We start from the raw sequence: 13,220 nt of genomic DNA on the forward strand, positions 1-13,220 counted from the left end.
TATGCGTCCTCGATTCAGCGAGATAAGGTTGGAGAGGGGTAAAAAGTGTTGCGTGCCCACCAGCTCTTCAGGTTCTTCTGCGGGGCGCGCAAGGCGCGATAGCCGACCCAGATGCGTTGCCACAACGCCTGGGCGCTTTCGGGCAAGTGCGCGCATTCGTCCATAAAACCTTCGATAGCCTGCAGGGCCATGGCCGAATGGCCGGTGGCAACGTTGTCGATGGTGTTGTGCAGGTCGACGAAGTGGGTGGGGAATCCGTAGTGACGCAGCTCGTCACGCGCCTGGCGGTACGCGCCGCCCACCCCCGACATTTCCATGGCCAGGTTCAGGCCCAGGGTTTCCGGCAGGAAGTGACGTGGAAACAGCGATAACGACAACCAGAACACGGGCACGTCAAAATCTTCATCGTCGAAACCGTCCCAGTCTACGAAGGCTCGCTGTTCGAAGTCCGGCAGCTCGACACCCATCGCAGTCATCAACTGGCGATAGATGTTCGCGTGGTTCTGGCGGATATCTCCGTTGCCGATTTCATCCGAATAAATCTGGTAGAACAGCGAGCCGGTAGGGCTGTCCAGCAGCCCAGGGGCGCACCAGTGTTGAAGCCAGGCGCCATCGATGAAAATCATCGGGCACAACGACACGGCTTCTTCGATGACCTGTTCGCGCGACTTTTCGATTTCGCACTGACGCGTGTAGGCCTGCACCTGCCCGAGCGCCTTGGCGTCATACCAGGCGCGCAGTTGACCGGCGTCGTAGACAGGCAGCGGCATGGCGCCGTCGTCAGGCGCGGCGTTGGCGCGGGTCTGAGCCAGCCAGCGCACGGCGAAGGCTCGTGCTTGCAGGCGCGCGTCCGGGAAACGCTCGATGTTGATCAACTGGTGATACAGCGTGCGCGCGCCGGTGCGTCGCGGCACGCTTAACGGCTCACTTATCAGCTGGCCAGGCTCGGCGGGTGTCGCTGATGCGACCTGCTCGACTGCGGCCACTGTCGTGGGCGCGTGTTCGGCCAGATCATTGATCCAGTTGCGGATCACCACCAGGTCGGCCTCGTTGAAAATGCGAAACATCGGGCCTTTGAAGCTGATCAGTTCGTTGATCAACCGACTGCGCTGCGGCTGACCGGGCACTACCCAGCGCGAGCGCCCCAAGGCATCGACAAAACGCGCGGGGTTGCTGCTCATCAGTTCGTCGAACGCCAGCCCATCCATCTTCATGTTGGCGTGATAACCCTGGGCGTACCTGGCCTTGTCCTGAACCAGCCGGATCATTTGTTGGCGCGCCCCTGTCCGCCCTTGTGCGACCCAGTGCTGCAGGCCTTCAAGCCATTTCTGCATGATCGCCATGCTCAGGTTGAAACCGGCTTCAATGTCCCGGCAGGCGTGGATCAGCGAGGTGCCTGGGCTGCTTAAAACATGCGCGATAGCGTCGGCGATCACCGTGTCCAGGCGCTGTGCCTGCAACCACTGCATCTGTTGCAGATAAGCCGTGCAGCTCAGCGAGCGGACGAGATGCGGCAGTGGGTAGACGGTTTCAAACAACGCGGCGCCGAGCAGTTTTGCCCTGTACTTTTCGGGTTGGCTCGCCAGGCTCAGGCGCAGCTGTGTGAGGGTCCAGGCATCCGGCAGCAGGTGTGGGTCGCGGGCTGCCCGGGGGGACGAAATCGCCGGCAGATAAATGCCCAGGTGTTCAAGAAATTGGCGATACAAGCGATTGGGGTTGCGGTCCAGCCGTGCTTCGCCCATCTGAGCGCTGTGCATGCGATGCAGCAGGCAGGACAGCGGCAGGTGCGAACGGCAGGCGCTTGAAGCACTGTGCAAAAGGCTGCCGTGGGTCAGCCCCTGCGGCGCATATTGGCGGGCAATGAAGTCCTCGGTTCCTGTGCACGGCAGGTACAGGGCTGGGTCATGGCTGGCAGCGCTGGCGCGTTCGAGCAGGGCGCTGGCGATGTGCTCGGGGAGTGGGGCGTCGAACGATGCGAGGTCAAGTTGCAACCAGGCTGGGGCGCAAGCGAAGCGTTGTTCAATCAACGCCAGGCAGGCATCGGCGTGCTCGTGTAATGAGGGGTTGAGTTCTGCACTTAATAACGCGTCAACCGAGTAGCGCGGCATCTGGGGCGCTGCACCGCGAATACCAACGTCAATCTGAACGTCCATGTGCATGTCCTGAAAAAGTGCGCCTGCCCCGGCGCTTGTTGTTGTCTTTCAATCGCTTGGCAGGTGTTGGCAACACAGCTGGACGCAGAATCTAGTGAGTTCAGGAATGCCTTGCAACCTACCTGATCTGAGGGGTAGTAGAGGCGTTCGGGAGCGTGTTAACTAAGGGGTTGGTTCAGCTTTTAGACCCAGGGAGAGCACCATGAACACTGGCGAACAGACTCCGGTCATTTTTATCAATGGCCTTATTGGAACCTTGAAATCGCAACTGAGCGAGCAAGCGTTTTCGGGGCGGCCGATGGCAGCACCAGACCTGCTTGGCTATGGCTATGGCTGTGAAGCTGGGCGGCAGGCGGGAGTTATCGATATTGCGGCGCAGGTCGAGCACCTCGAGCAGAAGATCGCGCAGCAATTGGGTGAGCGTAAAGTGCACCTGGTCGGGCATTCCGTCGGTGGGGTGGTGGCGTATCTGTTTGCCTTGCGCTACCCGGAGCGGGTGGCAGGGGTGGTCAGCGTGGAAGGCAATTTCAGCCTCAAGGATGCATTCTGGTCTTCGTCGGTGGCGCGCGCGCCGGCCCAGGAAGTCGCCGACATGCTGGCCGGCTATCGCGCGCAGCCGCACACCTGGCTGACCAAGGCCGGGCTTGCGCCCGAGGCGCCGCTGCTTGAGCGCGCACAGGCATGGCTGGCGCATCAACCGGCGGGCACGCTGCAGGCGATGGCCAAGTCCGTGGTGGCGATTACCGGTGCGCCCGACTACCCAGAGCAATTGCAGCGTCTGTTCGAGCGCACGCCGGTGCACCTGCTGGCAGGGGAGCGTTCGGTGTCAGGCTGGGACATCCCGGCCTGGGCACATTCTGCCAGCCACGGCCTGACCTTGATGCCGGATACCGGCCATCTGATGATGCTGGAGGACCCGGCCGGTTTTGCTCGCTGTTTGGCTGCGATCCTCGTGCAGCTTGACCAGCAGACGGCGCGGGCCTAAGGCGCGGGCCGCAACTGCAAGGTGCTTTGGGTGGCCCGGGCAATGTCCGTCGAGGACAGGTGCAGCGCTTGATACTCGCCACGCACAAAGGGCAAGACCTGGTCCTGATAGTGCCGGTTGAAGGGAACGCCGCTCTGCCCCACAGGCAGTATGCCCTGCGCCTGGTCCGGCATCGCCAGGTCGATCACCCGGCGCGTTGAAGGGCCGTAGGTGACCGACCAAGGCGCCGCGCTCAGCGGCGCAGAGAAATTGTTCGGCACTTCGTGGCTGCCGGGTACCGCGTAAGGGCCCACGTTAAGCAGCGGCGCCAGTAGTTTTTGACTGCCCAGCGGATGCATCTGGGTCAGTTGGTGCGCTTTGCCCCATTGCCAATGTGCGGTGTCGGTGCCGAGAGTGGCCTGCAGGTGCGCGACGCTGGTCTTCCAGGCGCGCACCACCACATCGGCGCGCTGCTGTACCGCCGGTTGAGTCTTGTCCTGCCACCAGGGTGAATGCTCATCGGAGGCCAGGCGCGGCAGGGCGGCATCCAGGACGCGGGTGGCGAGCAGGTTCTGGAACATCACATCACCGAGTTCATCGTGCAAGGCGCCGTAGCCGAGGTCATAGAGGAACTGGTTGAACAGCGTCGGGTTGATTGAGTCCAGCGGGTAATCGCCCGGCCATTGTGCCAGCTCCTCCAGCCACTGGCGTTGCAGTGGGTCGTCAATCGCCGCCCGCAGGATCGGCAATAGCGGTTGTAATACACGCTGGGCGTAGCCGGTTTGTGTATCGAGCTGCAGCTGCTTGCTCTTGTCGATGCTCCAGTGCGCGTCCTGGGCCAATTGCCGGTTCAGGCGTTGGCCGCGGTCGGGCAGATTGTAATACCCAGGTATTGCCTGGCCGGCGGGCGAGGCGGGCTGGGCGTTGGCGGAGACGATATAGCCCCTGGCCGGGTTTTCTTCATGGGGGTTGGCGCTGAAGGGGTAATAGCCGAGCTTGTCGGCCTGATCGGTGCTGCCATCGAGGATGAAATTCGGGTCGACCTGTGGGGGCCGCTTGGGCAGACCTGCCGCGGCCCACCAGGCAATGTCGCCCTGGGCATTGGCGTAGACCACGTTGAGTCCCGGCGCCTTGATCAGCGCCGCCGCCGAGCGGGCCTTGTCCAGGGTATCGGCACGGTTGAGTTGATAGAAGGCGTCCACCACCGAATTGGGGCCATCCAGGTACGCCCACCACATTGCGATGGGGCGACCGGGGGCATTCTCGCCCAGTGCGTCATTGATGATCGGGCCGTGGGGCGAGCGTCGCAGGCGCAGCATGACGGGGTCGGCATCACGCACTTCGATACGCTGTTGTTCTTCCTCCAATGTTACCCAATGGCCCTGGTACCAGACCTGTTCGGGGTTGTCAGGGTTGGTGGTTTCGGCAATCAGGTCGATGTCGTCGTTCTGGAACATGGTCAGGGTCCAGGCGAACGCGTTGTTGTGCCCCAGCAAGGCGAACGGTACCAGGCTTTCATAGTCGCCATAGAGTTCGAAGCCGGGAGCGTTGAGGTGCGCCTCGTACCACACTGACGGCACCGAAAAACGAATGTGCGGATCACCTGCCAGCAGCGGCTTGCCGCTTTGGCTGCGTTGGCCGGACACGACCCACGCGTTACTGCCCTCCATTTGCGGCAGCCCGGCGTCACTCAAGGCCTGTTCGCTGAGTTGCGCCAAGGCCGTCAGGGATTTCCAGTCTTCACCGGTCAACGGTTGGCCGGCAATGGCGCCCTGCGGGTTCCAACTGCGATCGAACAAGTCCAGGTAAGGCTCACCCAGGGTGTCCCTGACATAGGTCAGCAAGGGCTCGGTACGAAACGCTGCGGCAAAACTGTAAGCCATGTACCCGACAACGCTGTAGACATCCTGCGCGGTGAACGGTCGTCTTTCAATTCCGAGCAGATCGAACTCAACCGGGCGCGGGCCCTGCTCTTGGTAGGCGTTGATACCGTCCAGGTAGGCCTGCAAGGCGTGCCATGCCGGGCTGTCATGATCGGCGTGAGTCACCTGCCAGTCGGCCTGATCCCGGATGCGCAGCGTGCGAAAGAGTTTGTCGGTGGGCAGTAGCTTGCTGCCCAGCACCGCCGCCAATTCACCACGGGCCAGGCGCCGCAGCATTTCCATCTGGAACAGACGCTCCTGGGCATGCACGTAGCCAAGGGCACGGTACGCATCCGCTTGATTACCTGCGGTGATATGCGGCACGCCGCGTTCATCGAACTGCACGTTGACCGGCGCCTGCAGCCTGGGCAGGTCAACCACCCCCTGGCGGCGCGGCTGTTTGCCATATAGGTAGAGAGATACACCGACGGCGCCAACCAACAGCACGATAATTAACGCAGCGCCGCTACGTTTGAGTCGGCGTGACCGCACCACGGCAGTGGCGGGGGTATTGAGTGCGGTCATGGCATGTCCAACCTTTGGCGCGCAGGGCGTAGCCTATCCAGAATGTTTAGTAAGGGGCCGGTCATGACGGTGGTGACCACGGTCATGATGACGAAGAGGGTGAACAACTCCTTGCCGATAATCCCCAGGTCAAGTCCGACCTTTAATACCACCAGTTCCATCAGCCCTCTGGCGTTCATCAGTACCCCGACGCTCAGTGCTACTGGTGCCGGATAACCGGCCAGACGCGCGCCCAATGCACCGCCCAGCAACTTGCCACAGATGGCTACCAACAGCACCAGAGCCAGGAGGCTGATACCCACCCCGGAAAACGTCGCTGCAGTAGTGTTGAGCCCGGCCAAGGCAAAGAAGCTGGGCATCAACACGATCACCGCCATATGTTCTACGCGCTCGACCAGCATGTTCAGCAGCCGTTGATCGCGCGGCAGGCACGCGCCGAAGAGGAACGCGCCAAACACGGCGTGCACCTGCAGCCATTCGGTGATGCTGCCGTAAAGCAGTGCTCCACAGAGCAGTACTGCAAGCAAGGGCAGCGTGCTCCTGTTGTCCTGTGCGGTTATCCACCGAGCCAGCAGCGGACGCACGCACCAGAATGAGGCGGCGCACAGCGCCAACAGCCCGCAAAGCCTGAGGATGAGAGCCTGCCATTGATGATCCAACGACAAGCTCATGGCAGTGATCGCCAACAACACCCACGCGCAAATATCACTCACGGCGGCGGCCATCAGCGAGAGCGCACCGATTTCGCTATCGAGCATCTGCCGTTCCTTGAGAATGCGCGCCAGCACCGGAAAAGCGGTCACCGAAAACAGCGTTGCAATGAATAGGTTAAAGCCCAGGTGAGGCGTGCCAGCAGGCGCGAAGGTGCTGTAGAGCACGGGCGTGATCGCAATGCCCAGTGCGAAGGGCAGGGCAATGCTGCTTCCGGCGACCAGCAAGACTTTGCCCAGTGCGTTGGCCGAGCGCTGGACCGGCATTCGAAACTCGGCGCCGACGACGAACATGAATAACAGGATGCCCAAGTCACTGAGTACTTTTAAGTGAGTGATGGTGTCGCCCTTAAATAGTGCATGGTGTGCCTCGGGAAATAGCAGGCCAAGAACTAAGGGGCCCAATACAAAGCCGGCGATCATTTCGCCAACCACTTCCGGTTGCCCTAACTTTTTTAGAAAGGCACCCGCAACCTTGGCCGTTAATATTACAAAAACAATGGGCAGGAAGAGCATGCGGTTACCTTGTTGGGTTAGTCGAAGATATGGGGCGCCGAGCGTCTATTTATCTATCGCGTGCTTGCAGGTCGGCGCTGGATCTTAGCGGAGCGGCCAAAGTTAAAAAACCTATCTGATCTGGTAGTTTTTTTTGTTCAGGTGAAGCTGTTAGGTTTTACCCACTGCCGGCTGCGTGTTTTTTAAGTGTGTCCGGCGCTTGTTCAATGATTACCCGGAAGGTCGATTATGCGAGACGCGATATTTACTATCATCCATGGCGCTTTGGTTGAAGTTAATGCCACGCGCAAAGAAAAAATCGATTTATCGAGTATCGATTCGCTGGCGCTTTATGGGACCACGGGCGTATTCGATTCCATGCAACTGGTGAGTTTTCTCGCGGCGGTGGAAGAAGGCCTGGACGACGAACTTGGCATTGAGATTTCGTTGACCTCGGAAAAGGCTGTGTCCCAGACCATCAGCCCTTTCAGCAGCGTCAGTTGCCTGATGGATTTCATCATTGCCGAGCAACAGCCGTTGTTGGCATCCGCCTGACTGTCATTCAGCAGGGAGCACTGACGTGAACGTGACTGTTCGTAGGGCGCTGAGCGCTGATATGTATCCCGTGTGCAAGCTATTGCGCGAATCTACCTTGAACTCCAACTGGATTGGCGCGAGCGTGCGCAAGCGCATGTTTACCGATGTGTGGTCCGGCGGTGAAGACTACTTTGGCTACGTGATGCTCGATGGCGACACGGTGGTGGGGTTTCTGGGTTTGCTCTTCACCACCCAGCCCTGTAACGACGAGCAGCGTTTCTGCGAGCTGCACAGTTGGTATGTACAGGCCGAGTACCGCAAGGAAAGCTTGAGGTTGCTGCTGCCGGTGCTGTCGATGCGCAAAGTCACGCTGCTTAACTACACGCCTACACCTGACGTTTATGAGATCAGCAAAAAATTCGGATTTACCGATCTGGAAACCGACTTGCGGCTGATTTACCCGCTGCCCAACCCGTTGAACATACGTCGCCGCTATCGTCTGGAAACCGATATTCATCGGGTTGCCGGCTGGTTGAATGAGCAAGAAGCCGTGGTGTTCCAGGACCACGCCGGGGTGGAGTGCCGACACCTGATGATTGTCGATTCGCAGACGGCGCAATCGTGCTACCTGATCGTCAAGCGCATGACCCGGCGCTGGTTCGAACCCATCGGCCGAGTGCTCTATATCGGCAACCCGGCGCTGTTCGCGCGCAGCCTCGACAGTTGGCGGTTGTCATTATGTCTGCGCCTGCGCGTGCAATGCCTGGTGAGTAATGCCGAGGAACTGGCCGAGTGGTCCCTGGGGGGATCGCGGGTTATCAAGCGCGAAGTACCGTCGTTGATAAAACGCGCCTCAGGCAGCTCACAAAGTACCCAAATTAAACCGCTGTATAGTTTGCCGTTACTTATCGGCTATAAGTTGCATTGATATGATTATATTGCTGACCGGTACGCGCAAAGGCGTGGGCAAAGAAGCGGCATTGTATTTTCTTGAACACGGCCATGTCGTCGTGGGCTGCAGTCGTGGAGAAGGTTCAATTGAACATGAGCGATACACGCACTTTTGCCTGGATCTGAATGACGCCAGTGCCGTCAGGAACATGATTAAGCATGTGCGTCTCGTCCATGGGAAATTGGATGTACTTATTAATAACGCGGGTGAGGCGACTATGGCGCCGTTTCAACTAACGCCGACTGAAACCGCTCGCGACTTGTTTGCCAGCAATGTATTCGGGCTGATCAATGTGACCCGTGAAGCCGTCAAGTTAATGCAAAAGAATGATGGCCCCAGTGCCATCGTCAATATCTCTACCGTGGCCACACACTGGGCCATTCCTGGCCAGTCAGTCTATGCCGCGAGCAAGGCTGCGGTGGAGCAACTGACGCGCACCTTGAGCAAGGAGTTGTCCGGCTTTGGTATTCGCGTCAACAACCTGGTACTGCCGCTGTATCGCAGCGCCCTGACTCGCACACTTCCTCAAGAGATTAAACAGAAGATGATTGAACGCCAGACGATTGCCAGGCCCTGCGTGTTTGCCGACCTGATCGGGCCATTGACGTTTCTGATCTCCAGCCAGTCGGTCTTTGTCACCGGCGAGACCTTGAGCCTGGGCGGTGTGCAATGAGCCGCGAAGCCTTGCTCGCGACACTGGGCGAACCCGCAGAGCGCACAGCGCTGTTGCACGGTGAACGGCAGTGCACTTACGCCGAACTGCTGACTCGGGTGCAGCAGTGTCTCGGGTGGCTGGTCGACCAGCGCGTCAAGCCGGGCGATGCGGTGATCCTCCACACCGATTACGGCGTGTCGGCGGTCGCCGCGTTGCTGGCCCTGTACCTGAACCGCAACATTGTCGCGCCGCTTGTGGACCTCAGTGAGCGAGCCCTGCTGACCTTGCAGGGCGCCGCACGCTGTGAGCACCGCATCGAGATTATTGACGAGAACTGGGTCCATCACGGGTTGGTACGGCAAGCCACCGATGACACCCCCGCTTACTACAACGCGCTGCGTGACAAGGGCCGCGCCGGCCTGGTGCTGCTGAGCAGCGGCAGCACCGGGGCGCCCAAGGCGATCCTGCATGACTTTGACGATCTGGTCGACACCAAGCTGGGCAAGGAACACAAAAAGCCGATGTCGATATTGATGTTCCTGCTGTTCGATCACATTGGCGGTTTGAACTCGTTGCTCAACACGCTGACCGTCGGCGGTTGCGCGGTGATGCCGGTGGACCGCGCGCCCGAGGCCATCTGCGCGCTGATTGCACGGCATGGCGTCAAAGTCGTCCCCGTCAGCCCGACTTTTCTCAACCTGATCCTCATGGGCCGGCATCACCAACAGCATGACCTGTCGTCGGTGCGGCTGATTACCTATGGCACGGAAAGCATGCAGCAAAGCCTGCTCAAGCGGGTTCAGCAGGCATTTCCCAAGGCCCGGATGCTGCAAACCTTCGGCACCAGCGAAACCGGGATCAGTGCCACGGTCAGTCAGTCGTCGGCCAGTACCTTCTTCAAGCTGGCGGACACCAACACCCAGTTTCGGATTGTCGACGGTGAGTTGCAGCTCAAGACCCGCAGCCAGTTCGTCGGCTACCTGAACCAGGACACCGATAACGTCACCGAGGACGGCTGGTTCCGCACCGGCGACCTGGTGGAGCAGAACGAAGAAGGCTACTTGCGCATCCAGGGGCGGCAAAAGGAACTGATCAACGTGGGAGGGCTGAAGGTGCTGCCTACCGAGATCGAGGATGTGATGCTGCGCAGCGCGCTGATCGACGATTGCGTGGTGTATGGCATGCCCAACGCCATTACCGGCCAGGCCGTGCACATGGATGTAAAGGCCACCGGTTTCACCTGCAAGAAGGCCCTCAAGCAACATGTGCTTGAACATCTGGCCGCTTGTCTTGAGGCCTATAAGTTGCCGGTCAAGGTCAACAAGGTCGATGAAATCGCCTTTTCCAACCGCTTCAAGAAAACCCGTGCGGTGGCCTCATGAGCGCAATCGTGATCCTTGGCGCCGGGCGCTTTGCGCTGGAGCTGGCGAGCTACCTGCAAGAAATCGAGCCCTCGGCGGTGGTGCGCCACCTGGCGGTGCAGGGCGAAAGCGAGGTCGCCGCCGTGGTCGAACCATGGCCCACCGACGACCTGGACGTGCGTGACCGCTACGTACTGGGCGTGGCTGATATCACCCTGCGCCAAACGTTGATCGACGCGTATTTCAGCGACGGTCGCTTGTCGGCCCCCAACTTCATTCATCCCTCGGTGCGCCATCGCCTGGACCTTGGCGCCAGTCGCGGCAATGTGATCGCCGCCGACTGCCATATCGGGGTCAATACCCGGGTCGGTTCCTGGAACATGATCAATTACCACTGCAGCGTGGGTCATCACTCGCAGTTGGGTGACAACAACTTCCTGTCGCCGCATTTCAATGCCGGCAACAGCATCACCCTCGGTAGCCGTTGTTTCATCGGGCTCAGCACGGTGGTCACGCCGCAGACGGTGATCGAAGACGACGTCACGGTTCAAGCCGGTTGCACCCTCAGTGACTGCATTCCGGCCCATTCGCATTGCACATCCACAGCCCGTCAGAAAATCCTTCAACTGGTCTAAAGGAGTAGTACCCGCATGAACAAGTCTGCACACGTCATTATCATGGGCGGTGGTCCAGCTGGCAGTATCGCCGCGTTGACTCTGCAAAAGCTTGGGCACCAGGTGACGGTGTTCGAGAAAGAGAAATTTCCGCGCTACCGGGTTGGCGAGTCCTTCCTGCCGGGCACACTGTCCATCCTGCATCGCCTGGGGTTGAGCGAAAAGATCGAGCAAGCGGGCTACGTGCTCAAGCCTTCGGCCACCTTCCTGTGGGGCAAGACCGAGGCGCCATGGACCTTCTCGTTCAGCACGCCCAAGACCGAAGACTGGGTGTTCGACCACGCCATCCAGGTACTGCGTTCGGACTTTGACCAGATGCTGCTCGACACCTGCCGCGAGCGCGGCGTGCGGGTGTTCGAAGAGGCCGCCGTCATCGACGTGGACACCGAGCAAGCCGACAGGATCAGCGTGACCGTGCGCCACAAGGACGAAGTCAGCGAGTTCACCGGTGACTACCTGATCGACGCCTCAGGCAGCAACAGCCCGCTGGTGCGCAAACTGGAGCTGCGCGAGTACGACGAGTTCTACAAGAGCGTGGCGCTGTGGTCGTACTTCAAGACCCCGGACCCGTTCAAGAACGACCTCAATGGCACCACCTTCTCGATTACCTTCGAAGACGGCTGGATCTGGATGATCCCGCTCAAGGACGGTATCTACAGCGTCGGCACCATTGTCGACCAGAGCAAGCTGGCCGACATCAAGACCCTTGGTCTGAATGCGTTCTATGACAAGACCCTGTCCAAGAGCGAGCGCGCCCTGTCGATCCTCAACGGTGTCGAGCGTTCGGAAGATGTGAAGCTGGTGCGTGACTGGTCGTACGAGACCAAGTGCTTTTCCCGTGACCGCTTTTTCCTCTGTGGTGATTCGGCCTGCTTCACCGATCCGCTGTTCTCCCAAGGCGTGCACCTGGCCTCGCAGTCCGCCGTCAGCGCCGCCAGCAGCATCGATTACCTGATGCAAAACCCCGAGCAAAGCGACAAGGTGCACGCCTGGTACAACCGCAGCTATAGCGAGACCTACAACCAGTACCACGAGTTTCTGGCGTCCTTCTATACCTTTGCCTCGTTCACGGAACCGGCGTCCGAGTTCTGGACCAAGCGTCGCATCAGCGAGTCGGCGGACGAACGCTTGAAGCGCAAAGAGTGGTTTGAGCAACTGGTCAACGGCGAGAAACAGAACCGCCCACAGATCGGCGATTTCAAGGATCGCGCCTCGACCATGATCGCGATCGGCCGGCACCAGCGCGACGAGCTGACCGACGAGTTCATGGATGTCGAGCTGAACCCGGCCCGTGTTCGCTGGATTTCCGATTTGACCAAGCAACTGAACCGCATCGTACGGTTCGACTGGTTGGGCGATCAGGTCGAGACCGCCGAGTACTTCAAGATCGAGCCCCTGAGCTTCAAGCTGAGCCTCAAGCAGATCCTCTCCAACGGCGCCGGCAAGGACATGACCAAGTACACCGTCAGCGATGCATTGGTACAGTTGTTCAAGGACCTCAACGAACAGGGTTTCGGCTACAAAGAGTTGATGGTGCGCCTCAACGACGTGGGCGAAGTGAATTCATCGCAGTTTGTTATCCGCTTGATGGAAGCCGGTCTGCTCGATGGTTTCGACAAACAAGGGCAGAAGGTGCTGGTGCAGGATCGCCTGCGCTTCGACGGGGTGGGGGTTGAATATGAAGTCTGACGAGGCGTTCAATTGGCTGTTCCTGGCGGGTGTCGGTAACTCCGGCGACACCCACTGGCAGCGACGCTGGAGGGCCGAACATCCGGATTCACTGTGGCTGGAGCACCGTGACTGGGATAACCCCGACTGCGAGGAATGGGTCGCCGATTTGCAGGCGCTGCTGGAGCACCAGCAGCAGCCGGTGGTGGTGGTTGCCCATAGCCTCGGTTGCCTGCTGTTGCTGGAGTGGGCCGCGCGCCATCGCTCGGAGCGGGTGCGCGGGGCGTTTCTGGTCGCGGTGCCGGACCCCCATAGCGCGCAATTCCCGGCAGAGGCCCGCGGTTTCCGACCGGCCGATCAACTGGCGAGCGATTTTCCGATCACGCTGGTCACCAGCCAGAACGATCCCTACGGTGACCTCGCCTATGCCCAACGCAGTGCACATAAGCTGGGGTGTGCGTGCGCGAACCTGGGCGAGTTGGGTCACATCAATGGGAAGTCGGAGTTGGGCTACTGGGATCAGGGCTACAACCTCCTGCAATCCTTCGCGCAGTCACTGAGCCGTTGAGTGACGATTGCACACAGGTCGCCCAGGCGGCCTGTG

The 13,220-nt window shown here is 59.9% G+C and carries 11 protein-coding genes; 8 read left to right on the plus strand and 3 right to left on the minus strand.

What is annotated here, in order from left to right; translation table 11 throughout:
* Positions 1-14: 14 nt before the first annotated feature.
* Positions 15-2,153 carry an iron-containing redox enzyme family protein gene (locus BLW22_RS06735; RefSeq protein WP_074844785.1) on the minus strand — a complete coding sequence of 713 codons (2,139 nt, stop codon included), beginning with the start codon at positions 2,151-2,153 and terminating at the stop codon, positions 15-17.
* Between the two features lie 202 nt (positions 2,154-2,355).
* Between BLW22_RS06735 and BLW22_RS06740 the strand changes: the two genes are divergently transcribed.
* A complete protein-coding gene (locus tag BLW22_RS06740) occupies positions 2,356-3,138 on the plus strand; it encodes an alpha/beta fold hydrolase (protein WP_074844788.1) in 783 nt (260 codons plus the stop codon).
* On the opposite strand, the gene BLW22_RS06745 is transcribed toward BLW22_RS06740, so the two are convergent.
* Both BLW22_RS06745 and BLW22_RS06750 read right to left on the minus strand, forming a co-directional pair.
* Positions 3,135-5,564 (minus strand): penicillin acylase family protein, encoded by a 2,430-nt coding sequence (locus tag BLW22_RS06745; RefSeq protein ID WP_074844792.1) that lies wholly within the window; start codon positions 5,562-5,564, stop codon positions 3,135-3,137. The two genes, BLW22_RS06740 and BLW22_RS06745, sit on opposite strands and share 4 nt — an antisense overlap.
* Positions 5,561-6,790 (minus strand): cation:proton antiporter domain-containing protein, encoded by a 1,230-nt coding sequence (locus tag BLW22_RS06750; protein WP_074844795.1) that lies wholly within the window; start codon positions 6,788-6,790, stop codon positions 5,561-5,563. The genes BLW22_RS06745 and BLW22_RS06750 overlap by 4 nt, the downstream gene beginning before the upstream one ends.
* A 228-nt stretch (positions 6,791-7,018) precedes the next feature.
* Between BLW22_RS06750 and BLW22_RS06755 the strand changes: the two genes are divergently transcribed.
* The 7 genes from BLW22_RS06755 to BLW22_RS06785 are packed head-to-tail and all read left to right on the plus strand — an operon-like array spanning position 7,019 to position 13,184.
* Positions 7,019-7,324, plus strand: a complete 306-nt coding sequence (locus BLW22_RS06755; RefSeq protein WP_074844797.1) for a hypothetical protein — start codon at positions 7,019-7,021, stop codon at positions 7,322-7,324.
* Positions 7,325-7,349: 25 nt separating this feature from the next.
* Positions 7,350-8,234, plus strand: coding sequence for a GNAT family N-acetyltransferase (locus tag BLW22_RS06760; protein ID WP_143045095.1), 885 nt, complete (start codon positions 7,350-7,352; stop codon positions 8,232-8,234).
* A gap of 1 nt (position 8,235) precedes the next feature.
* Positions 8,236-8,931, plus strand: coding sequence for an SDR family NAD(P)-dependent oxidoreductase (locus BLW22_RS06765; RefSeq protein ID WP_074844803.1), 696 nt, complete (start codon positions 8,236-8,238; stop codon positions 8,929-8,931).
* Positions 8,928-10,295 carry an ANL family adenylate-forming protein gene (locus BLW22_RS06770; RefSeq protein WP_074844806.1) on the plus strand — a complete coding sequence of 456 codons (1,368 nt, stop codon included), beginning with the start codon at positions 8,928-8,930 and terminating at the stop codon, positions 10,293-10,295. Before BLW22_RS06765 ends, BLW22_RS06770 begins: the two co-directional genes overlap by 4 nt.
* On the plus strand, positions 10,292-10,909 hold the full coding sequence (locus tag BLW22_RS06775; protein WP_074844809.1) for an LbetaH domain-containing protein: 618 nt from the start codon (positions 10,292-10,294) through the stop codon (positions 10,907-10,909). The genes BLW22_RS06770 and BLW22_RS06775 overlap by 4 nt, the downstream gene beginning before the upstream one ends.
* A 15-nt stretch (positions 10,910-10,924) precedes the next feature.
* Positions 10,925-12,637 carry a chloramphenicol-biosynthetic FADH2-dependent halogenase CmlS gene (cmlS, locus tag BLW22_RS06780; RefSeq protein ID WP_074844812.1) on the plus strand — a complete coding sequence of 571 codons (1,713 nt, stop codon included), beginning with the start codon at positions 10,925-10,927 and terminating at the stop codon, positions 12,635-12,637.
* Entirely contained in the window at positions 12,627-13,184 is a 558-nt protein-coding gene (locus BLW22_RS06785; RefSeq protein ID WP_074844815.1) for an RBBP9/YdeN family alpha/beta hydrolase, read from the plus strand. The genes cmlS and BLW22_RS06785 overlap by 11 nt, the downstream gene beginning before the upstream one ends.
* Positions 13,185-13,220: the final 36 nt, after the last annotated feature.

Source organism: Pseudomonas marginalis (genome assembly GCF_900105325.1).
GTDB lineage: Bacteria > Pseudomonadota > Gammaproteobacteria > Pseudomonadales > Pseudomonadaceae > Aquipseudomonas > Aquipseudomonas marginalis.